The 22365-nt window shown below is 59.3% G+C and carries 15 protein-coding genes; 8 read left to right on the forward strand and 7 right to left on the reverse strand.

The window, feature by feature from the left end; translation table 11 throughout:
* Nucleotides 1–2: 2 nt before the first annotated feature.
* A complete protein-coding gene (putP, locus tag MO767_RS14340) occupies nucleotides 3–1487 on the reverse strand; it encodes a sodium/proline symporter PutP (protein WP_282481035.1) in 1485 nt (494 codons plus the stop codon).
* A 463-nt stretch (nucleotides 1488–1950) separates the two neighbouring features.
* Between putP and putA the strand changes: the two genes are divergently transcribed.
* Entirely contained in the window at nucleotides 1951–5904 is a 3954-nt protein-coding gene (gene putA / locus MO767_RS14345) for a trifunctional transcriptional regulator/proline dehydrogenase/L-glutamate gamma-semialdehyde dehydrogenase (RefSeq protein WP_282481036.1), read from the forward strand.
* Nucleotides 5905–6164: 260 nt separating this feature from the next.
* A complete protein-coding gene (locus MO767_RS14350; RefSeq protein WP_282481037.1) occupies nucleotides 6165–7967 on the forward strand; it encodes an acyl-CoA dehydrogenase in 1803 nt (600 codons plus the stop codon).
* 222 nt (nucleotides 7968–8189) lie between these two features.
* Here MO767_RS14350 and MO767_RS14355 read toward each other — a convergent pair whose 3' ends face one another.
* On the reverse strand, nucleotides 8190–10127 hold the full coding sequence (locus MO767_RS14355; RefSeq protein ID WP_282481038.1) for a methyl-accepting chemotaxis protein: 1938 nt from the start codon (nucleotides 10125–10127) through the stop codon (nucleotides 8190–8192).
* 252 nt (nucleotides 10128–10379) lie between these two features.
* Between MO767_RS14355 and MO767_RS14360 the strand changes: the two genes are divergently transcribed.
* Nucleotides 10380–10736, forward strand: a complete 357-nt coding sequence (locus MO767_RS14360) for a hypothetical protein (protein ID WP_282481039.1) — start codon at nucleotides 10380–10382, stop codon at nucleotides 10734–10736.
* A 68-nt stretch (nucleotides 10737–10804) separates the two neighbouring features.
* Here MO767_RS14360 and MO767_RS14365 read toward each other — a convergent pair whose 3' ends face one another.
* Both MO767_RS14365 and MO767_RS14370 read right to left on the reverse strand, forming a co-directional pair.
* Nucleotides 10805–11110 (reverse strand): cell division protein ZapA, encoded by a 306-nt coding sequence (locus MO767_RS14365; protein WP_282481040.1) that lies wholly within the window; start codon nucleotides 11108–11110, stop codon nucleotides 10805–10807.
* Entirely contained in the window at nucleotides 11107–11337 is a 231-nt protein-coding gene (locus tag MO767_RS14370) for a hypothetical protein (protein ID WP_008149645.1), read from the reverse strand. Before MO767_RS14370 ends, MO767_RS14365 begins: the two co-directional genes overlap by 4 nt.
* A 275-nt stretch (nucleotides 11338–11612) precedes the next feature.
* Between MO767_RS14370 and MO767_RS14375 the strand changes: the two genes are divergently transcribed.
* The 4 genes from MO767_RS14375 (at nucleotide 11613) to selO (ending at nucleotide 20101) form a co-directional block, all read left to right on the forward strand.
* Nucleotides 11613–13238 (forward strand): methyl-accepting chemotaxis protein, encoded by a 1626-nt coding sequence (locus MO767_RS14375; RefSeq protein ID WP_282481041.1) that lies wholly within the window; start codon nucleotides 11613–11615, stop codon nucleotides 13236–13238.
* A gap of 223 nt (nucleotides 13239–13461) precedes the next feature.
* Complete coding sequence (locus MO767_RS14380) at nucleotides 13462–15204, forward strand: potassium/proton antiporter (protein WP_282481042.1); 1743 nt, start codon at nucleotides 13462–13464, stop codon at nucleotides 15202–15204.
* Nucleotides 15205–15238: 34 nt separating this feature from the next.
* Nucleotides 15239–18589, forward strand: a complete 3351-nt coding sequence (gene mscK / locus MO767_RS14385) for a mechanosensitive channel MscK (RefSeq protein ID WP_282481043.1) — start codon at nucleotides 15239–15241, stop codon at nucleotides 18587–18589.
* Between the two features lie 48 nt (nucleotides 18590–18637).
* Entirely contained in the window at nucleotides 18638–20101 is a 1464-nt protein-coding gene (selO, locus tag MO767_RS14390) for a protein adenylyltransferase SelO (protein WP_282481044.1), read from the forward strand.
* Nucleotides 20102–20107: 6 nt separating this feature from the next.
* On the opposite strand, the gene MO767_RS14395 is transcribed toward selO, so the two are convergent.
* Together MO767_RS14395 and MO767_RS14400 are read right to left on the reverse strand one after the other, a co-directional pair.
* Nucleotides 20108–20509, reverse strand: coding sequence for a helix-turn-helix domain-containing protein (locus MO767_RS14395; RefSeq protein WP_282481045.1), 402 nt, complete (start codon nucleotides 20507–20509; stop codon nucleotides 20108–20110).
* A complete protein-coding gene (locus tag MO767_RS14400; protein ID WP_134419711.1) occupies nucleotides 20506–20802 on the reverse strand; it encodes a type II toxin-antitoxin system HigB family toxin in 297 nt (98 codons plus the stop codon). Before MO767_RS14400 ends, MO767_RS14395 begins: the two co-directional genes overlap by 4 nt.
* A 195-nt stretch (nucleotides 20803–20997) precedes the next feature.
* On the opposite strand from MO767_RS14400, the gene trxC reads away from it, so the two are divergent.
* Nucleotides 20998–21432, forward strand: coding sequence for a thioredoxin TrxC (gene trxC, locus MO767_RS14405; RefSeq protein WP_282481046.1), 435 nt, complete (start codon nucleotides 20998–21000; stop codon nucleotides 21430–21432).
* A gap of 34 nt (nucleotides 21433–21466) precedes the next feature.
* Here trxC and MO767_RS14410 read toward each other — a convergent pair whose 3' ends face one another.
* Complete coding sequence (locus MO767_RS14410) at nucleotides 21467–22237, reverse strand: ParA family protein (protein WP_282481047.1); 771 nt, start codon at nucleotides 22235–22237, stop codon at nucleotides 21467–21469.
* Nucleotides 22238–22365 lie beyond the last annotated feature (128 nt).

The raw sequence follows: 22365 nt of genomic DNA on the forward strand, positions 1-22365 counted from the left end.
CATCACTTGTTCAGGCGGAAATCTGCCTCGGCAGCGGCGAAGCGCTGAAGCATGCCGCGAGTCGGCTCGCCCATTTTGCTGACGATGTAGATCGCCAGGCTGGCGAAGATGAAACCAGGGATGATTTCGTACAGGCCCAGCAGCTCGAAGTGTTTCCAGACGATCACAGTGATCGCGCCAACCAGGATGCCGGCCAGTGCGCCGTTGCGGGTCATGTCTTTCCAGATCACGGAGATCAGGACCACCGGACCAAACGCTGCACCGAAACCGGCCCAGGCGTAGCTAACCAGACCCAAAACGCGGTTTTCCGGGTTAGCGGCAAGACCGATAGCGATCAGGGCAACCAGCAGCACCATGGCGCGGCCGACCCAGACCAGCTCAACCTGGGAAGCGGTTTTACGCAGGAAGGTTTTGTAGAAGTCTTCGGTCAGGGCGCTCGAGCACACCAGCAACTGGCAGCTCAACGTACTCATGACCGCCGCCAGAATGGCCGACAGCAGTACACCGGCAACCCAAGGATTGAAGAGGATTTTTGCCAGTTCGATAAACACGCGCTCGTGGTTTTCGGTGACAGGCGCAGCCAGGTCCGGGTTCGCCGAGAAGTAAGCGATACCGAAGAAACCTACTGCCACGGTGCCGCCCAGGCACAGGATCATCCAGGTCATGGAGATGCGACGTGCTTTGGCAATCGACTTGACCGAATCCGCGGCCATGAAACGCGCCAGGATGTGCGGCTGGCCGAAGTAGCCCAGGCCCCAGCCCATCAGCGAAATAACGCCGATGAAGGTGGTGTTTTTCAGCATGTCGAAGTTGCTTGCGTCTTGTGCTTCGATGGCCAGGAACGTGGTGTCGATGCCGCCGGTAGCCAGCAGCACGATGATCGGCGTCAGCAACAGGGCGAAGATCATCAGGGTCGCTTGTACGGTGTCAGTCCAGCTCACTGCCAGGAAACCGCCGACAAAGGTGTAGGCAATCGTCGCCGCAGCGCCGGCCCACAGCGCCGTCTCGTAGGACATGCCGAAGGTGCTTTCAAACAGACGGGCGCCAGCCACGATGCCGGAGGCGCAGTAAATGGTGAAGAACACCAGGATCACGACCGCGGAGATGATCCGCAGCAGGCCGCTTTTGTCTTCGAAACGGCTGGAGAAGTAATCCGGCAGGGTCAGTGCATCGCCGTTGTGCTCGGTCTGCACGCGCAGACGCCCGGCAACGAACAGCCAGTTCAGGTAAGCACCGATGATCAGACCGATGGCGATCCAGCTTTCGGAGAGACCGGACATGTAGATAGCGCCCGGCAGGCCCATCAACAACCAGCCGCTCATGTCGGAGGCGCCGGCGGACAATGCCGTCACGACGCTGCCCAGGCTGCGACCGCCCAGAATGTAATCAGAAAGGTTGTTGGTGGAGCGATAGGCCATGAAGCCGATCAGCACCATTGCTGCGATGTAGATCACGAACGTGATCAAGGTTGGATTGCTTACGCTCATTAAGTGTCGCCCTGGCTTTGTTTTTATGTAGCGGCGGCTGGTGAACCGCGCGCAAACGATGACGTTTGACAGACGATTCGGGATCCCGCGCATTTATGACTGATGTTTCCCCAGGAAAGCCATCAGCCGGGTGCACCGGTCTTTTATGGTCGGTTGCACCTTGGGATCGAATGCTATTCAACAAAGCAAATAAGGTGCAACCAGTTTCGCGAGAATAAGTTGCACCCAGTCGGATTTATCCGGAAAAACCCTGTTTTTGCTCCCTTTTAGCGCAGTCCTGGCGGTTTACTAGAAGCAAAAGCACCAAGCAGGAGCGGTACGTTCGTACCGGAATTTATTTCCTGACGAGCTGCGTATTATTCCGACAAAAAAAGGGTTGCACCCGGTTGCACCTCGACGGTTGCACGGCTAATCTTGCCGCCAGCTGATGCCACGCGGTTGTGGCAAACATGAGGATAAAAATATGGCTACCACCACCCTTGGGGTCAAACTTGACGACCCGACCCGCGAGCGCCTCAAGGCTGCCGCGACCTCGATTGATCGCACGCCGCACTGGCTGATCAAGCAGGCAATTTTCAATTACCTGGAAAAACTCGAGGGTGGTGCAACCCTGACCGAGCTGAGCGGTTTGATCAGCAAAGACGCTGACGACGCCGGCGAAGTCCACGCCGACCACGCGCACCAGTGCTTCCTGGAGTTCGCTGAAAGCATCCTGCCGCAATCGGTGCTGCGCGCTTCGATCACCGCCGCTTACCGTCGCCCTGAGCCGGAAGTGGTGCCGATGCTGATCGAGCAGGCTCGCCTGCCGATCGCCATGGCCGAAGCCACCAACAAGCTCGCCGCCTCGATTGCCGAAAAACTGCGCAATCAGAAGAGCGCCGGCGGCCGTGCCGGGATTGTTCAGGGCCTATTGCAGGAATTTTCTCTGTCGTCCCAGGAAGGCGTGGCGCTGATGTGCCTGGCCGAAGCGCTGCTGCGCATCCCGGACAAAGGCACCCGTGACGCGCTGATCCGCGACAAGATCAGCACCGGCAACTGGCACCCGCACTTGGGCAACAGCCCGTCGTTGTTCGTCAACGCCGCCACGTGGGGCTTGCTGCTGACCGGCAAACTGGTCGCCACCCACAACGAAGCCGGCCTGACGTCGTCCTTGAGCCGCATCATCGGCAAGAGTGGCGAGCCGATGATCCGCAAGGGCGTCGACATGGCCATGCGCCTGATGGGCGAGCAGTTCGTGACCGGCGAAACCATCGCCGAAGCCCTGGCCAACGCCAGCAAGTTCGAAGCCAAAGGCTTCCGCTACTCCTACGACATGCTGGGTGAAGCCGCACTCACCGAGCACGACGCCCAGAAATACCTGGCCTCGTACGAACAAGCCATCCACTCGATCGGCAAAGCATCCCACGGTCGTGGGATTTATGAAGGCCCGGGCATTTCCATCAAGCTGTCGGCACTGCACCCGCGTTACAGCCGTGCGCAGTACGAGCGCGTGATGGACGAGTTGTACCCGCGCCTGCTGTCGCTGACCCTGCTGGCCAAGCAATACGACATCGGCCTGAACATCGACGCCGAAGAAGCCGACCGCCTCGAGCTGTCGCTGGATCTGCTGGAGCGCCTGTGCTTCGAGCCGCAACTGACCGGCTGGAACGGCATCGGTTTCGTGATCCAGGCTTATCAAAAGCGTTGCCCGTACGTAATCGACTACGTGATCGACCTGGCTCGTCGCAGCCGTCATCGCCTGATGATCCGCTTGGTGAAAGGCGCGTACTGGGACAGCGAAATCAAGCGCGCCCAGGTCGAAGGCCTGGAAGGCTACCCGGTCTATACCCGCAAGGTGTACACCGACGTTTCCTACATCGCCTGCGCCCGCAAACTGCTGTCGGTGCCGGAAGTCATCTACCCGCAATTCGCCACGCACAACGCCCACACCTTGTCGGCCATTTATCACATTGCCGGTCAGAACTATTACCCCGGCCAGTACGAGTTCCAGTGCCTGCACGGCATGGGCGAACCGCTGTACGAACAGGTTGTAGGCAAAGTTTCCGAAGGCAAGTTGAACCGTCCGTGCCGCGTGTACGCACCGGTCGGGACTCACGAAACACTGTTGGCGTACCTGGTACGTCGCCTGCTGGAAAACGGGGCGAACACCTCGTTCGTCAACCGCATCGCCGACCAGTCTATTTCGATCCAGGAGCTGGTGGCCGATCCAGTGGCCAGCATCGAGCAGATGGCGACGCTGGAAGGCGGCTTCGGCCTGCCGCACCCGCGTATCCCGCTGCCGCGTGATCTTTATGGTGCCGAGCGCGCCAACTCCAGCGGCATCGACATGGCCAACGAACATCGTTTGGCTTCCCTGTCCTGCGCCCTGCTGGCCACTGCTCACAACCACTGGAAAGCCGCGCCGATGCTCGGCTGCGCCTCCAGCACTGAAACCCCTGCGCCAGTCCTGAACCCATCCGATCTGCGTGACGTGGTTGGCCATGTGCAGGAAGCGACCGTCGAAGACGTCGACAACGCGATCCAGTGCGCCCTGAATGCTGCGCCGATCTGGCAGGCCACTCCGCCCGCCGAACGTGCCGCGATTCTGGAACGTGCCGCCGATTTGATGGAAGGCGAGATCCAGCCGCTGATGGGCCTGCTGGCTCGCGAAGCCGGCAAGACCTTCGCCAACGCCATCGCCGAAGTGCGTGAAGCCGTGGACTTCCTGCGTTATTACGCGGTGCAGGCGCGCAACGATTTCACCAACGATGCCCACCGCCCGCTGGGTCCGGTGGTCTGCATCAGCCCGTGGAACTTCCCGCTGGCAATCTTCAGTGGCCAAGTCGCTGCAGCATTGGCTGCCGGTAACCCGGTGCTGGCCAAACCTGCGGAACAAACCCCGCTGGTGGCTGCTCAAGCCGTGCGTTTGCTGCTCGAAGCCGGGATTCCGGAAGGCGTGCTGCAACTGCTACCGGGCCGTGGCGAAACCGTTGGCGCGCGTCTGGTCGGCGACGATCGAGTCAAAGGCGTGATGTTCACCGGTTCCACCGAAGTCGCTCGTCTGCTGCAACGCAATGTCGCGGGCCGTCTGGATGCACAGGGTCGCCCGATTCCGCTGATCGCCGAAACCGGTGGCCAGAACGCAATGATCGTCGACTCTTCGGCACTGACTGAACAAGTTGTCATTGACGTGGTGTCGTCGGCCTTCGACAGCGCCGGCCAGCGTTGCTCGGCGCTGCGGGTACTGTGCCTGCAGGAAGATTCCGCTGACCGTGTCATCGAAATGCTTAAAGGTGCCATGGCGGAATGCCGACTCGGCAACCCTGAGCGCCTGTCCGTGGACATTGGCCCGGTGATCGACGCCGAAGCCAAGGCCGGCATCGAGAAGCACATCCAGGCCATGCGCGACAAAGGTCGCAGCGTTTACCAGGTGGCCATCGCCAACACCGAAGAAGTCAAACGCGGCACCTTCGTGATGCCGACGCTGATCGAACTGGAAAGCTTCGACGAGCTGCAACGGGAGATCTTCGGCCCGGTGCTGCACGTGGTTCGCTACAAGCGCAAAGACATCGATCAACTGATCGGTCAGATCAACGCTTCCGGCTACGGCCTGACCTTGGGTGTACACACTCGCATCGACGAGACCATCGCGAAGGTGATCGACAACGTCAACGCCGGTAACGTCTACGTGAACCGCAACATCGTGGGCGCTGTGGTCGGCGTGCAGCCGTTCGGTGGCGAAGGTCTGTCGGGCACGGGTCCGAAAGCCGGTGGTCCGTTGTACCTGTACCGTCTGCTGTCGACGCGTCCTACCGATGCGATCGAACAATCCTTCGCTCGCGGTGACGCCATCGCGGCACCGGACGTTCGTCTGCGTGACGCCATGAGCAAACCGCTGAAGGCCCTGCAAGCCTGGGCTGACAGCAACAAGTTTGCCGACCTGAGCACCCTGTGCGTGCAGTTCGCGGCGCAATCGCAAAGCGGGATCACCCGCGTTCTGGCGGGCCCGACCGGCGAGCGCAACAGCTACGCCATCCTGCCGCGCGAACACGTGCTGTGCCTGGCGGAAGTCGAAGGCGATCTGCTGACGCAACTGGCGGCGGTATTGGCCGTCGGCGGTTCGGCGGTGTGGCCGGAAGCTGAATTGACCAAGGCGTTGTTCACACGTCTGCCGAAGGAAGTTCAGGCGAAGATCAAGCTGGTTTCCGACTGGAGCAAGGACGAAGTGCTGTTTGATGCGGTTCTGCATCACGGTCATTCCGATCAGCTGCGTACGGTGTGTCAGCAAGTGGCCAAGCGTGCCGGGGCAATTGTTGGGGTTCATGGTTTGTCGCAAGGCGAGACCAACATTGCGCTGGAGCGTCTGGTGATCGAGCGGGCGTTGAGCGTTAACACTGCTGCGGCGGGTGGTAATGCGAGCCTGATGACTATCGGCTAAACCGCAACAAGACCGGGTGCCCGCAACAGGTGCCTGGTTTGCAAAATCCCCTGTGGGAGCGAGCCTGCTCGCGATAGCGGTGTGTCATCCAATACATGTGTCGGATGACACACCGCTATCGCGAGCAGGCTCGCTCCCACAGTTGTTTTGTGGCGTCTGCTAAGTCGGTGCTCTGCACTACCATCACGCTCATCAATCATCCTGTTCAGCCTTTATTCCCACGCCTAGACTCGGTCCATTCCAAAAAAAGGTAGGCCGCCATGTCCGAGACGTTGCTCAGTTCCCGCAATCTGGCTTTCGAGCTGTATGAAGTCCTCGATGCCGAGGGCCTGACCCAGCGTGAGCGTTTCGCCGAGCACAACCGCGAGACCTTCGACGCCGCCATCGGCACCGCCCGCAACATCGCCGAGAAGTTCTTCGCCCCGCATAACCGCAAGGGCGACGAGAACGAGCCGCGCTATGAGAACGGTCAGGCGATTCTGATTCCGGAAGTGAAACCGGCGGTGGATGCCTTCCTTGAAGCCGGTTTCCTCAACGCCGCGCGCAGTTTCGATGCGGGTGGCATGCAACTTCCTACGCTGTTGTCCCAGGCCTGCTTCGCACATTTTCAATCGGCCAACGCGGCGTCCACGTCCTATCCGTTCCTGACCATGGGCGCGGCGAACCTGATCGAAAGTTTCGGCACCGAGGAGCAAAAACAGCGCTTCCTGCAGCCGATGATCCACGGTCGTTTCTTCGGCACCATGGCGCTGACCGAACCGCATGCCGGCTCGTCGCTGTCGGATATTCGTACCCGCGCCGAGCCTGCGTCTGACGGCACGTATCGACTCAAGGGCAACAAGATCTTCATCTCCGGTGGTGATCACCCGCTGTCGGAAAATATCGTGCACATGGTGCTGGCCAAGCTGCCGGATGCACCGGCCGGGGTGAAAGGGATTTCGCTGTTCATCGTGCCCAAGTTTCTGGTCAACGATGACGGCAGCCTGGGCAAACGCAACGACGTGCTGCTGGCCGGTTTGTTTCACAAGATGGGCTGGCGCGGCACCACCTCCACAGCGCTGAATTTCGGCGATAACGGTGAGTGTGTCGGCTATCTGGTGGGCAAGCCGCACCACGGCCTGAGCTACATGTTCCAGATGATGAACGAGGCGCGGATCGGCGTCGGCATGGGCGCGGTGATGCTCGGTTACGCCGGTTATCTGTATTCCCTGGAGTACGCACGCGAGCGCCCGCAAGGTCGCGTGCCGGACAGCAAGGACCCGAACACTGCGCCGGTGGCGATCATTCAGCACGCCGACGTCAAACGCATGTTGCTGACTCAGAAAGCGTACGTCGAAGGCTCGTTCGACCTCGGGTTGTACGCGGCACGGTTGTTTGACGACACCACGACGCTTGAGACTGAAGCTGAGCGCAAACAGGCCCATGAACTGCTGGATTTGCTGACGCCGATCGTCAAATCCTGGCCGTCGGAGTTTTGCCTGAAGGCCAACGAACTGGCGATTCAGATACTTGGCGGCCACGGCTACACCCGCGAGTACCCGGTGGAGCAGTATTACCGCGACAACCGTCTGAACCCGATCCACGAAGGGACTCACGGCATTCAATCGCTGGACTTGCTGGGCCGCAAACTGGCACAGAACGGTGGTGCGGGACTCAAGCAATTGATCCGCCTGATTGCCGATACCGCCGAGCGCGCTCAAGCGTATGAATCGTTGACCGCGCTGCGTGAGCCGCTGGAGAAATTGGTGACGCGTCTGCAAACCGTGACCATTGGTTTGCTGACGGATTTGGGGCAAGGCAAGGTTAATAGCAGCCTGGCGAACTCGGCGCTATACCTGAAAGTGTTCGGGCATACGGTGATTGGCTGGCGCTGGCTGGAGCAGGCGATTCGCGCTGAGGAAGGGTTGGCCAAAGGGAATGTGGCGGATGTGAGCTTCTATAAAGGCAAGTTGCAGGCGGCGCGGTATTTTCTGACGTGGGAAGTGCCGGGTTGCCATCATGAATTGGCGATTCTTGAGGCTCGGGATGATGTGTGCCTTGGGATGCAGGATGAGTGGTTCTAACCAGAGCCCTTTTGTGCTGCTGAAATCCCTTCGCGAGCAAGCCCGCTCCCACAGTTGACCGCGTGTGGGTGCGGGTTTTTTTATGCCTGGGTGAATTGCGAAGCCCGTTCGCGCCGCAGCACTGCAGCCTCTAGCACTTTGCTGTTGACCGCGTTGCCTGATGCATCGCGGATCAAATGTGGGAGCGGGCTTGCTCGCGAAGGGGCCCGCACTGACTACACATCAACTCAGCTTGAAACTGCCCATCTGCCGCGCCAAATCATCCGCCAACCGCTGTAACGTTTGACAATCCTCACGGCAAGCCCTGACCTCCCCGGCGGTGGCACGAGCCAAATCAGAAATCCCCTGCACGTTCCTATTGATCTCTTCCGTCACCGCCGACTGCTCTTCCGTCGCCGCCGCCACCTGATGGTTCATGTCGCTGATGCGCTCGACCTGTCCGGTAATCGCCGTCAACGACGCCCCGGTGCGCTGGCTCGACTCAACCCCCGTGCCCGTCGCCGCTTGCCCGGAATGCATCGACGACACCGCGTTCTCCGCGCCTTGCTTGAGGCTGCCAATCATCTGCTGAATCTCATCAGTCGACGACTGCGTCCGCCGCGCCAACGTCCGCACTTCATCCGCGACTACCGCAAACCCACGCCCCATGTCCCCGGCCCGCGCCGCTTCGATGGCCGCGTTGAGCGCCAACAAGTTGGTCTGCTCGGAAATGCCGCGAATCACTGCCAGCACCTGATCGATGGATGCCACCTGATGGGCCAACTCGCCCACCGCACTGGCAGCTAGGCCAATTTCATCGGACATGCTTTCAATATGCCGGATCGACCCGCCCACCACTTCCCGCGCCTGCATCGCTTCATCGCGGGCAGTTTGGGAAGCCACCGCAGCGTTACCGGCGTTCTGGGCAATTTCCTGCACGGTCAGGCCCATTTCGTGGACGGCGGTGGCGACCATGTCGGTCATTTCCTGCTGACGGCCAGAGCGTTCGGCGGTGTTGTCCACCACCCGCGCCACCTGGCCGACTGCCGTGCGCAAACGCTCGCTGGTGGTCAGCACCTCGCCGATCATGTCGCGCTGGCTTTCCAGGAATCGATTGAAGCCGCGAGCCAGGTCACCCAGTTCATCGGCGCGACTGGAATCTAACCTGTGGGTCAAATCTCCACCACCGCTACCGATGGCTACCAGCGCCGCTGTTACCTGACGGATCGGCCGCACCAATCCACGGGCCAACAACACCACCAGCATCAGGCAAACCAGCGCCACCGCCAGGCCGATGCCGCTACTAATCCACATGGCGCGGCGGGCTTCGGCATAGATCTGCGACTGCGGCACTTCGGCCACCAAGGTCCAGCCCAAATCCCGCAACGGCAGGCTCAATGCCAGAAAATCTTCGCCATCGCGATCGAAGCTGCTGTGGGTGGCAGTTTGTTGGCCCATGACGGCTAGCGCTGCCGGGGCGCCAATCTGTTCGGCCAAGGAGCGTTTGCCGCTGAACTGCGCTTCGGGGTGAACCTGGATCAAACCGTCGGAACGCACGAGATAGACCTTGCCGCGCTCACCGAAGTTGAAGTTGTGGATCAGCTCCGACAGCTCTTTCATGCTCAGGCCAAGCCCGGCAACGCCCACGACTTTGCCGGCCTGCTCGACCTTGAGGTCGATGAACAGCGCCAACTCTCCGGTCGCAGTGTCAATGTCGATATTGAGCGTGCGCGGCTGATTGCTGTCGAGAAACGAGTAGAACCAGGCGTCTTTGGGGTTGGAGCGGCTGAGGGTCCGGTCCAGGCCTTTTTCGGTGAAGTAGTGGTTTGAAGCTGTGCCGACGATCAGCGCGGTAAAGGCTTTGTGCTCGGCGCGGATGCCTTCCAGATAGGTGACGAAGGTGTTGGTCTGGGCGCTGTTTTCACCCCCGGCCAACCAGTCGCGCACCATGCTGTTGCTGGCGATGTCCTTGGCGGCGGTGAGGGGTTGAACGAGGATTCGCTCGATGTCGTTGCGCATCGCTTCGATGCTCGACGGTAGCGCTTGTTCGACCAGATAGCGCTCGGCGAGACGGTTGACCACGAGGGTATAAATGCCAACCACGATCAGAATACTGACCAGCAGGGCGGTGCCCATGCTCAGGATCAACTGCCATTGAATACTGCGTCGCCAGAACTGCATGGAGCACCCCCAAAGAATAAGAGGCTGAAACACTGCAACTGGCGTGCCGATTGTATACAAACCGTTAAAAATTACGCTCACATACAACGATGACTTGAACGCAATCTTATAAAAGAGCGGCGCCCTATCGGCGGAGACCGTCTGTCAGCTGTAATGAAGACCTGTCAACTCTGACAGGTTACAGACTTTGTCTCCCGACTTAGTCTTTCCACTCCGCAGGATCAACTGCCGGGAATGAAAAGGAGCTGGAACATGACTGATGACAAGGGTTCTTCAGTGCCCCAAGCAATGCTCGACAATGATGCGTTTATCAAAGCAGCCAGCGTCGGCGATACAGTCGTAGTAGGTAGCACTACCCAGACTGTGACCAAAAAGCAATTTTCCGAATCCAACGAAATAGTCGTTCGATACTTCGCTGAAATCTTCCTGGCCAACAACACCACTTACAAGACGTCGCAACCGTTCAGTGGCAACGAATACCTTGCCCTGCTGGAGCCTGGCAACCACGTCAAGATCGGCTCGAATACTTACGTCGTCACCAATACGGAATTCGTTAAAGAAGCCAATGGCGCGCAGCTAAGGAAGGTCAACTGGCGCCCGGCAGTTTGAAAAACCGATACGTGGGAGTCTTTTGAGTTGTAGCGCCCCGGATGACCAAGGCGCCTTGATGTGCGGAGTCAGCCTTGCTGGCCGATCGTCTTGGAGATCACTTCAACCGTGGCGCTGACTTGCTCTTGGTAACGGTCGAGTTCCTGCTTGTGCTGTTTCTGCATTTCGATCTGCTGGGAGCACAGATTCATTGCCGCCAGCACCAACAAGCGGTCACCGATCAGTGTCGGGTACTTCTTTTTGGTGTCAGCCAGGGCAGCCTTCAGCATTAACGCGGCGTCCAGCAGGGTTTGTTCTTCCCCGGCCGGCGCCTTGATCGAATAGTCCTCCCCCAGGATCGAGACGACTTTTACCCCTGCGGCGCCGTGATTCATGCGCTGACTGGGCCGGCGCTGACGCGCTCAACCAGGGCCTGGATGCGTGCAGCGGTGGCACCTTGTTTCTCTTCCTGTTCCATCAGGCTCAGCTGCAGGCTTTCGTTTTCATCCTTGGCCTGGGCCAGTTCTGCGCTCAGGGTTTGGTTGGTGCCGAGCAGGGTCTGGTTCTGTTGCACCAGGTCGCTGACCAGCTGTTCCAATTGGCTTAGGGATGCTTCCAACATTTTGATTTTCCAAGCATTTTCAAAGGGCGCGTACGATAAAGAAAAGTCACCACGGATGCCAGGGTTATTGGGGCGCAAGGCCTTGATTTTCCTGGCGGGCGACCTTCCTCGCGAACTTTAAAGACTGTGATTGGCGGATCTGGTTCCTGCACTTCGTCTCCGGAGCGGTTGTGCGGCAAAAACGCGCAGGACCTCAAGACTTTAGTCGTATGACCGATAAGTCACCCATACGTCAGTCTCAGCGCCGCACAGATGCGCTCTTTTCGGTAAACACCATGTCCCTTCGTAATATGAATATCGCGCCACGGGCGTTCCTCGGTTTTGCCCTGATTGGCGGCCTGATGCTGATTCTGGGTGTGTTTGCCTTAAGCCAGATGAGCAAGATTCGCGGCGCCGCCGAGGACATCACCTCAAACAGCGTGCCGAGCATCAAGAGCCTGGATGAGTTCACTCAACTGACCCTGCGCCTGCGGGTGTTGTCCTACCGCTTGCTGGTGAACCGCGAGCCGGACGTCCAGCAAAAGACCATGGAGCTGCTGGAAACCCGCAATCAGCAGATTCGCGCCGCTCAGGCGATTTACGAAAAACTGATCACCAACCCGCAGGAACGTTCGGCCTACGACCAGTACGTGCAGTTGCTCGGCCAGTACCGTCAGATCGAAGACCGCATGAAGACCCTGTCGCGCAACAATCAGGTGGATGAACTGCGCACCCTGCTCAACACCGATTTGCTGACCAACTCCGAAGCGGTCAATGCCGTGTTGAACCGCCTGCTGGAGATCAACACGCAGCAGACCCTCGCCACCAATCAGCAAGCCGCCGACCAGTACTCTTCGGCCTTCAACCTGGTGGTGACGCTGCTGGTGATCGCCACCGGCTTGACGTTGTTGTTCGCTTGGTTACTGACCAACAGCATCACCAAGCCAATCGCCAATGCCTTGAGCGCCGCCGAAGAAATTGCCGAAGGCAACCTGACTCGCCCGATCACAGTCGATGGTGAGGATGAAGCCGGCCGCTTGCTGCTGGCCATGTCGAAGATGCAGGACAAGCTGCGCGACACCCTGCAACGGATTTCCGGTTCCGCCACGCAACTGGCGTCCGCCGCTGAAGAGCTCAACAGTGTCACCGACGAAAGCGCCCGTGGCCTGACCCAGCAGAACAACGAAATCGAACAGGCCGCTACCGCCGTCAACGAAATGACCAGCGCCGTGGAAGAAGTCGCGCGTAATGCCGTCAGCACGTCCGAAGCCTCGAAAAACGCCACCACCTCCGCCGGTGATGGCCGTGACCTGGTGCAGGAAACCGTCAGCGCCATCGAACGCATGAGCGCCGACGTGCAGAGCACCGCGACCCTGATTGGCGACCTGGCCAACGAGTCCCGTGACATCGGTAAAGTGCTGGACGTGATTCGCGGCCTGGCTGACCAGACCAACTTGCTGGCATTGAACGCGGCCATCGAAGCGGCCCGTGCCGGTGAGGCCGGTCGTGGTTTCGCCGTGGTCGCGGACGAAGTGCGTGCCCTGGCGCATCGCACCCAGCAGTCGACCAGCGAAATCGAACGCATGGTCGGCAGCATCCAGAGTGGTACCGAACATGCGGTGGATTCGATGCGCAACAGCACCGAACGCGCCGAGTCGACCTTGAACATCGCCCGTGGTGCAGGCCTGTCGCTGGACACTATTAATAGCGCGATCGTCGAAATCAACGAACGCAACCTGGTGATCGCCAGCGCTGCCGAAGAGCAGGCACAGGTGGCCCGCGAAGTGGATCGCAACCTGGTGAATATCCGTGATCTGTCGGTGCAGTCGGCCACCGGGGCTAACCAGACCAGTGCCGCGAGCAATGAGCTGTCGCGATTGGCGCTGGACCTGAACAACATGGTTGGGCGGTTTAGCCTCTAAACAAAGATCGCGTCACTGCCGAAAAGATCGCAGCCTCGTTTCACTCGACAGCTCCTACAGGTTTACGCACATCCTTTGTAGGAGCTGTCGAGTGAAACGAGGCTGCGATCTTTTGATCTGAAAAAGCTTTTTGACAGCATCACATTTCAACAGGTTAGAATCGCTGGCACGCAGACTGCATGGTCAGTTTGTGCCTGCCTTTCAGCTTTCTGGAGTACTGCCTTTGAATGCGACGACCATCAACAGCCTGTTCTTGATCGGCGCGTTGCTGGTAGGTGCAAGCATTCTGGTGAGCTCACTTTCATCGCGCCTCGGTATCCCGATTCTGGTGATCATCCTCGCGGTGGGCATGTCGGCCGGTGTCGATGGCGCCGGCATTATTTTCGATAACTACCCAACGGCTTATCTGGTCGGCAACCTCGCGTTGGCCGTCATCCTGCTCGACGGCGGTTTGCGCACCCGGGTTTCCAGCTTCCGCGTGGCGTTATGGCCGGCGCTGTCGCTGGCGACGGTCGGGGTGTTGATTACCACCGGGCTGACCGGCATGGCAGCCGCGTGGCTGTTCAACCTGAACCTGATTCAGGGCCTGCTGATCGGCGCTATCGTCGGCTCCACCGACGCCGCGGCGGTGTTCTCGTTGCTCGGCGGCAAAGGCCTCAACGAACGGGTCACCGCCAGCCTCGAGATCGAGTCCGGCAGCAACGACCCGATGGCGGTGTTCCTCACCGTGACCCTGATCGACATGCTCGCCAGCGGCCAGACCGGTCTGCACTGGAGCCTGTTGACCCACCTGCTGCGTGAGTTCGGTATCGGTGCCGTCATCGGCCTGGGCGGTGGCTGGGTCATGCTGCAACTGGTCAACCGTATCCACTTGGCCACCGGGCTTTATCCGATTCTGGTCATTGCTGGCGGATTGGTGGTGTTTGCCCTGACCAACGCCTTGCATGGCAGCGGCTTTTTGGCGGTTTACCTGTGCGGCCTGGTCATCGGCAACCGCCCGGTGCGCAGCCGCCACGGCATTTTGCACATGCTCGATGGCATGGCCTGGCTGGCGCAAATCGGCATGTTCCTGGTACTGGGGCTGCTGGTAACGCCCCACGACTTGTTGCCGATTGCCCTGCCCGCTCTGGGGCTGGCGCTGTGGATGATTCTGTTTGCCCGGCCGTTGTCGGTGATCGTCGGCCTGATGCCTTTCAAGGCGTTCCATGGACGCGAGAAGGCGTTCATTTCCTGGGTCGGGTTACGTGGCGCGGTCCCGATCATTCTGGCGGTGTTCCCGCTGATGGCCGGCCTGTCCAACGCCCAGCTCTATTTCAACCTCGCCTTCTTTATCGTGCTGGTGTCGCTGCTGGTGCAGGGCACGAGCCTGCCGTGGGTGGCGAAGCTTTTGAAAGTGACCGTTCCGCCGGAGCCGGCGCCAATCTCCCGCGCAGCCCTGGAAGTCCACGTCACCAGTGAGTGGGAGCTGTTCGTTTATCGCCTCGGTGCCGAAAAATGGTGCATCGGCTCGCCTCTTCGCGAACTGAAAATGCCCGAAGGCACCCGGATTGCGGCCCTGTTTCGTGGCCAGCAACTGCTCCATCCGTCGGGTAGTACGGTGCTCGAAGTCGACGATTTGCTGTGCGTAATCGGCCATGAACACAACCTTCCGGCCCTCGGAAAACTCTTCAGCCAGGCACCGCAACGGGGCCTCGATTTGCGCTTCTTCGGCGACTTCGTACTCGAAGGAGACGCCCAACTGGCCGCGGTTGCGGCGCTGTACGGGTTGAAAGTCGAAGGCATCGATCCGGACATGTCGCTCGGCCATTTCATTGCCCATAAAGTGGGCGGTGCACCCGTAGTCGGTGACCAGGTGGAGTGGAACAACACCATTTGGACCGTCGCGGTCATGGAGGGGAACAAGATCGGCAAAGTGGGCGTCAGATTCCCCGAAGGAAGTCGCCCGGGTCCGGGACTCTTCCTCTAAACTCCACACTTCGTCTCGTTTTCGATCGGTCTCTATGTCAACCCTGCGCACCTTTTTCATCATGGCCCTGCTGGGCTTGAGTCTTTCTGTCGGTACATTGCAAGCGGCCGAACCGCCGTCCAGCGAAGCCGTGCAGGCGAACCTGGACAAGATCGCCGACCGCAAACTGCCGGAAGCCGATCAGAAAGCCCTGCAGAGCATCCTGCAAAGCACGCTGACACAGCTCAACAACCAGCGTGATTACGAGCAGAAACTGGCCGATCTCAAGCAGCAACTGGCCAGCGCCCCGAAGCAGAACATCGAGAACCAGCGGGAACTGACCAAGCTCAAAGCCTCCAAAGTGCTGCCAGTACCGCAGCGCTATGCCAAAGAGCCTATTCAGCAGCTGGAGCAAATGCTCACCGAGCGCTCCACCCAGCAAAGCGATCTGCAGAAAGCCCTGGCTGACGCCAACAGTCTGGTGATTACTGCCCAGACCCGCCCCGAGCGCGCACAGGCCGAAATTTCCACCAGCCAGACACGCATCCAGCAGATCAACAACATCCTCAAGGTCGGCAAAGACGCCGGCAAGACCTTGACCCCTGAGCAACGCGACCTGCTCAACGCCGAACTCGCAGCACTGAACGCCCTGATCCCGTTGCGCCGCCAGGAACTGGCCGGCAACAATCAACTGCAGGATTTGGGCAACAGCCAGCATGACTTGCTCTCGGAAAAATCCGATCGTCTGGATCAGGAAATCCAGGAGCTGCAAACCCTGATCAACCAGAAGCGCCTGGCCCAGTCCCAGGAGACGGTGACGCAGCAATCCATCGAAGCGCAAAAGTCCGGCGGCAGCACCCTGCTGGCTACCGAAAGCGCGGCCAACCTGAAGCTTTCTGACTACCTGCTCAAAAGTACCGACCGCCTCAACGAAGTCACCCAGCAGAACCTGCAGACCAAGCAGCAACTGGACAACGTGACCCAGAGCGACTCGGCGCTGGACGAGCAAATCAACGTGCTCAAGGGCAGCCTGCTGCTCTCCAAGATTCTCTACAAACAGAAACAGGCCCTGCCACGCCTCAAGCTTGACCGTGACCTGGCCGACCAGATCGCCGACATTCGCCTCTATCAATTCGAAGTCAGCCAGCAACGGGAACTGCTCAGCAACCCGGCGACCTACGTCGACAACCTGCTGTCGACTCAGCCTCCTGAGCAAGTCACCCCGCAATTGCGCAAGAGCCTGCTGGAACTGGCCACGACCCGCGCCGACCTGCTGGAGCGGCTGAACCGCGAACTCAGCGCGGTGCTCAACGAATCCATCACGTTACAACTCAATCAAAAGCAACTGCTCAGCACCGCGCAAAGCCTGCGGGCAACCCTCGATGAGCAGATGTTCTGGATTCCCAGCAACAAACCGCTGGACCCGGAGTGGATGCGCGGCGTGCCGGAGCGCCTGGAGCGTCAGGTCACCACGCTGCCGTGGGCTTCCAGCCTGAGCGAATTAAGTGACGGCCTGACCCAACGGCCGCTGCTGTTCCTGCCCCTGGCACTGTTGATCGGTGCCCTGCTGTGGCGGCGCAAAAGCCTGTATGCCCGACTGAGCAAAGTTCACCAGGACATCGGCCACTTCAAACGCGACAGCCAGTGGCACACGCCGCAGGCGATCCTGATCAACATTCTGCTGGCGATGCCGGTCTCCCTGGGCCTGGCCTTGTGTGGCCTGGCCTTGCAAATCGACGCCCGCGGACAAAACGCGAACATGGGCTCGGCGCTGCTGCAAATGGCCCAGGCTTGGCTAGTGTTCTATACCGCTTACCGGATCCTCGCGCCGGGCGGCGTGGCCGAACTGCATTTCCGCTGGGAAAAACCTCAGGTCGAATTCCTGCAGGGCTGGGTCCGCCGACTCGGGCTGGTGGTCATGGCGTTGGTCGCGGTGGTGGCAGTCGCCGAGCTGCAACCCGCAACCCTGGCCGATGACGTACTCGGCATGCCGGTGGTGCTGACCTGCTACGCGTTGATGGCCTGGCTGCTCAGCCGCCTGCTGATCAGCAGCCCGACTCACCAGAACGCTTCGCTGTTCCGCAAGGCCGTGGGGATCCTGTTCACCGTCCTGCCTGTCGCGTTGTTCGTGGCGGTGTGCTTCGGCTACTACTACACCGCGCTGAAGCTCAGCGACCGGTTGATCAACACCCTTTACTTGCTGATGTTCTGGCTGGTGATCGAGGCCACCTTCGTGCGCGGCCTCAGCGTTGCGGCACGCCGTCTGGCCTACCAGCGCGCCCTGGCCAAACGCCAGGCTGCGAAAGAGGCCGGTGACGGTGAAGCGATAATCGAAGAGCCAACCCTGGACATCGAGAAGGTCAACGAACAGTCCCTGCGCCTGATCCGCCTGGCACTGCTTGGCGGTTTCATCGCGGCGTTGTATTGGGTCTGGTCGGACCTGATCTCGGTGTTTTCGTACCTGGATAACGTCACCCTCTACGAATACACCAGCGGCACCGGCGCCAACATGAGCATGGTGCCGATCAGCATTGGCGACATGCTCGGCGCGCTGATCATCATCGGCATCACCTTCGCCCTCGCGCGCAACTTGCCGGGGTTGCTGGAAGTGTTGGTGCTGTCGAAACTGAACCTGGCTCAGGGCAGTGCGTACGCCACCACTACGTTGCTGTCTTACGTGATCGCTGGTGTCGGTTTCGTTTCGACCCTGTCGACGCTCGGCGTGAGTTGGGACAAGTTGCAATGGCTGGTGGCCGCGCTATCGGTGGGTCTCGGCTTCGGGATGCAGGAAATCTTCGCAAATTTCATCTCCGGGATCATGATCCTGTTCGAACGTCCGGTGCGGATTGGCGACACCATCACCATCGGCAACCTGTCCGGCACGGTGAGCAAGATCCGCATCCGCGCCACCACCATCACCGACTTTGACCGCAAGGACATCATCGTCCCGAACAAAACGTTCATTACCGGGCAACTGATCAACTGGTCCCTGACCGACACCATCACCCGAGTGACCCTCAAGCTCGGTGTCGATTACGGCTCGGACCTGGACCTGGTCAAGGAATTGCTGCTCAAGGCCGCGCGCGATAACCCGCGAGTGCTGAAAGACCCGGAACCCCAAGTGTATTTCCTGAACTTCGGCGAAAGCACCCTCGACCATGAGTTGCGCATGCATGTGCGCGACCTCGGCGACCGTAACCCGGTGCTGGATGAGGTCAACCGCTTCATCAACCGCGAGTTCAAGAAAAATCACATCAACATCTCGTTCCGGCAGATGGAGGTTTACCTCAAGAACATCCAGGGTCAGGAATACAGGATGGTGCCCGTCGAACCAGAAACCAAAACCATCGTGCCGCTGGTAGATGGTAAATCGCCGCAAGAGCCACCACCGGCGAAGCTCGACTAAGCGGCTTATCCCTAGCAGAATGCTCGGACATTCTGCTGGAGATGGCCCTTGAAAGCCCTCGACGAACTGACCTTCGATAATCGTTTCGCCCGCCTGGGCGATACGTTTTCCGCCCACGTGCTGCCCGAGCCGATCGACAACCCGCGCCTGGTGGTGGCCAGCCCTGCCGCCATGGCGCTGCTCGATCTCGACCCTGCCGTGGCCGAAACCCCGGAGTTCGCCGAACTGTTCAGCGGCCATAAGCTCTGGGCTGACGCGATCCCGAGAGCGATGGTCTATTCAGGTCATCAGTTCGGTTCCTACAACCCGCAGCTGGGCGATGGTCGCGGTCTGTTGCTGGGTGAGGTCTACAACGAGGCCGGCGAGCATTGGGACCTGCACCTCAAGGGTGCCGGCCAGACGCCCTTTTCGCGCATGGGTGATGGGCGGGCGGTGTTGCGGTCCTCGATCCGCGAATTTCTTGCCTCCGAAGCGCTGTATGCCCTGAACATCCCGACCACTCGTGCCCTATGCGTGATCGGCTCCGACACGCCGGTGTGGCGCGAGAAGCAGGAACGCGCGGCCATGGTCCTGCGCATGGCGCCGAGCCATGTGCGTTTCGGGCATTTCGAATATTTCTACTACACCAAACGTCCCGAGAAGCAGAAAGAACTCGGCGACCACGTGCTGGCCATGCATTTCCCGGAATGCCTGGAACAGCCGGAACCGTACCTGGCGATGTTTCGCGAAATCGTCGAGCGCAATGCCGAACTGATCGCTAAATGGCAGGCCTATGGTTTCTGCCACGGCGTGATGAACACCGACAACATGTCGATCCTCGGCATTACCTTCGACTACGGCCCGTTTGCGTTCCTCGACGACTTCGACGCCCACTTCATCTGCAACCACTCCGATGACCAGGGCCGTTACTCCTTCAGCAACCAGGTGCCGATCGGCCAGTGGAACCTCAGCGCCCTCGCCCAGGCCCTGACGCCATTCATCAGCGTCGATGCCCTGCGTGAAACGCTCGGCCTATACCTGCCGCTGTACCAGGCCCATTACCTGGACCTGATGCGCCGCCGCCTCGGCTTCACCACGGCCGAAGACGATGACCAGAAACTGCTCGAACACCTGCTGCAACTGATGCAGAACAGCGGCGTCGACTACAGCCTGTTCTTCCGCCGTTTGGGGGAAGAATCACCTGAACTGGCCGTCGCCCGTTTGCGCGATGACTTCGTTGACATCAAGGGCTTCGATGCCTGGGGCGAGCTCTACATCGCCCGGGTGACGCGTGAAGGCGAGGTTGATCAAGAACAACGTCGCAAACGGATGCACGCCGTCAATCCGCTGTACATCCTGCGCAACTACCTGGCGCAGAAAGCCATCGATGCGGCGGAGAGCGGCGACTATGCAGAAGTTCGTCGGCTGCACGCAGTGCTGAGTAATCCGTTCGAGGAGCAACCGGGGATGGAAAGCTACGCGGAGCGGCCGCCGGAGTGGGGCAAGCATTTGGAGATCAGTTGTTCTTCCTGAATCCGATCAGATAAAGGTCTCCACCGACACTCCGAAGCGCTCGGCCAACCAGCGGATCTGCCGCAGGTTGAGCTGACGCTTGCCGCTCAAGATCTCGGATACCACCGATTGGGTGCCGACGCCGGACAGCTCGCTTTGACTCAATCCGTGTTCGCGCATCATGTAGCCGAGAACCTCTGCACCAGAGGCTTCGCGCATGGGGTGATGCTCACGATCCCACTCTGCAATCCAGTCACCGATGATGTCCACCAAGCTCATCAACGGGTGCGACTCATCATCCCCGGTCATCTCAAGCAATTCATCAAGTGCCTGCACCAAAATGTCATAGTCGTCTTCGTTTTTCGGTTTTCGAAGCAATGGCGAGACGAACTCCCAATGCTCGGCAGCTTTTTTGATTAGAACACTCATGCCCTTCCCTCCTTCCATTTACCGCGGTCATATTCGCGGTGATCCAGCACATGCTTTATATAAAGCTTTTGAGACCGATACCTGACAAAAGCGATCAGCCGCAACTTGTTGCCACCGATGTCGAACACATGAAACTCGCCGACTTTGTCAGTCGCGGGGAAAATCGACTTCATCGCCGCGAAATCTCCCGGGTTACTCCCTTTGGCAAGTCGATACCATTGCTCCAGTGCATTGGCTGCCCGCGGCCACTTTTCCTTGGCCTCATGGATTGGTTTTTCGGTGAACACATGCATGCAACATCCTTATCGCATTCTGCTATGGGAGTTAATCACAGATCAAAAATATCGCAAGATGCGATAACTCTGAGCAGACCAACGGTGTCGCTCAGTACGACTCAGCCTAGTTTCATCGCCGGTCGCTGCACGATTGAAAATATGAGTAAACGTCTCCAAATAGAAGTGATCGGCTTCTTTAACAGGATCATCCGCATGACCGACCCACTCCTCATCCCCTGCCCCCACTGCAACGGCCTCAACCGCATCCCCACCGAACGCCTCAACGACCATCCAAAATGCGGTCGCTGCAAAGCCGAAGTTCTGCTGAATAAACCCTTTGAGTTAAAGCAAAGCGATTACCCCAGCCAGATCAAAGGTGATCTGCCGTTGCTGGTGGACGTTTGGGCGGACTGGTGTGGACCGTGCAAGTCGTTTGCGCCAGTGTTCGAGCAGGCGGCGGTGCAATTGGCGGGTAAGTGTCGACTGGCCAAACTGGACAGCGAGGTGAACCAGCAGTTGTCGGCGCAGTTGGGGATTCGCTCGATTCCGAGTCTGATTTTGTTCAAGAACGGCCGGGAAGTGGCGCGTCAGAGCGGCGCCTTCCCGTTACCGCAATTGATGAGCTGGTTGCGTAGCCAAGGGATTTAGAACTATCACAGTGGTTCGGTGTTGTTTGCAGGAATCAGGTGTTTTCGAGGAGGTTGTGCAGATCGACGAATTGCTGCGTCAGCTTATGACGCGGGTCGAGGTGGATCAACGGCGTGTTGGCCTGGTGGGATTCACGCATGCGCACCGAGCTGCACAGATATACCGGTAGCACCGGCAGGCCTTCGGCGATCAGTTCGTCGAGGATTTGCTGGGGCAGACTGGCGCGAGCCTGGAACTGGTTGACGACAATGCCTTCGACTTCCAGCCCTTCGTTGTGGTCTTCCTTCAATTCCTCGATTTCCGCCAACAGGCCGTACAGAGCCTGACGCGAAAAGCTGTCGCAGTCGAAGGGGATCAGCACACGATCAGCGGCAATCAATGCAGATACCGCGTAGAAGTTCAGAGCTGGCGGGGTATCGAGGTAGATCCGGTCGTAATCGCCGTCCAGCTCCTCGAGCAATTTGCGCAGCTTGTTGATCTTGTGCTTGGCCTCAAGCTTGGGCTGCAAGTCAGCCAGCTCGGCAGTGGCCGTGATGACGTGGAGGTTGTCGAACGGGGTTTCGTAGATATCGACCTGGCTTTTTTTGGAGAACGGTCCGGAAGACAGGGTCTGTTTGAAAAAATCGGCGATCCCCATCGGAATGTCATTACCGGTGAGGCCCGTCAGGTACTGAGTGGAGTTGGCCTGGGCATCGAGATCCACCAAGAGGGTGCGATAGCCCTCGTTGGCACTGACCGCCGCCAGATTGCAGGCAATGCTGGATTTGCCTACGCCACCTTTCTGATTGAACACCACGCGCCGCATGTCAAAACCTCCGTGTATCAAAGAATGATCGAGTGTAGTAGTCCACGGCGCTGCTTAGCTACCTCGCCGGCATCGGGACTACACAGTCATCGGCAATCTCTCAATAAAAAAACAACCCGTACCGACAG

The sequence above is a fragment of the Pseudomonas sp. UYIF39 genome (assembly GCF_029963765.1).
Taxonomy (GTDB): domain Bacteria; phylum Pseudomonadota; class Gammaproteobacteria; order Pseudomonadales; family Pseudomonadaceae; genus Aquipseudomonas.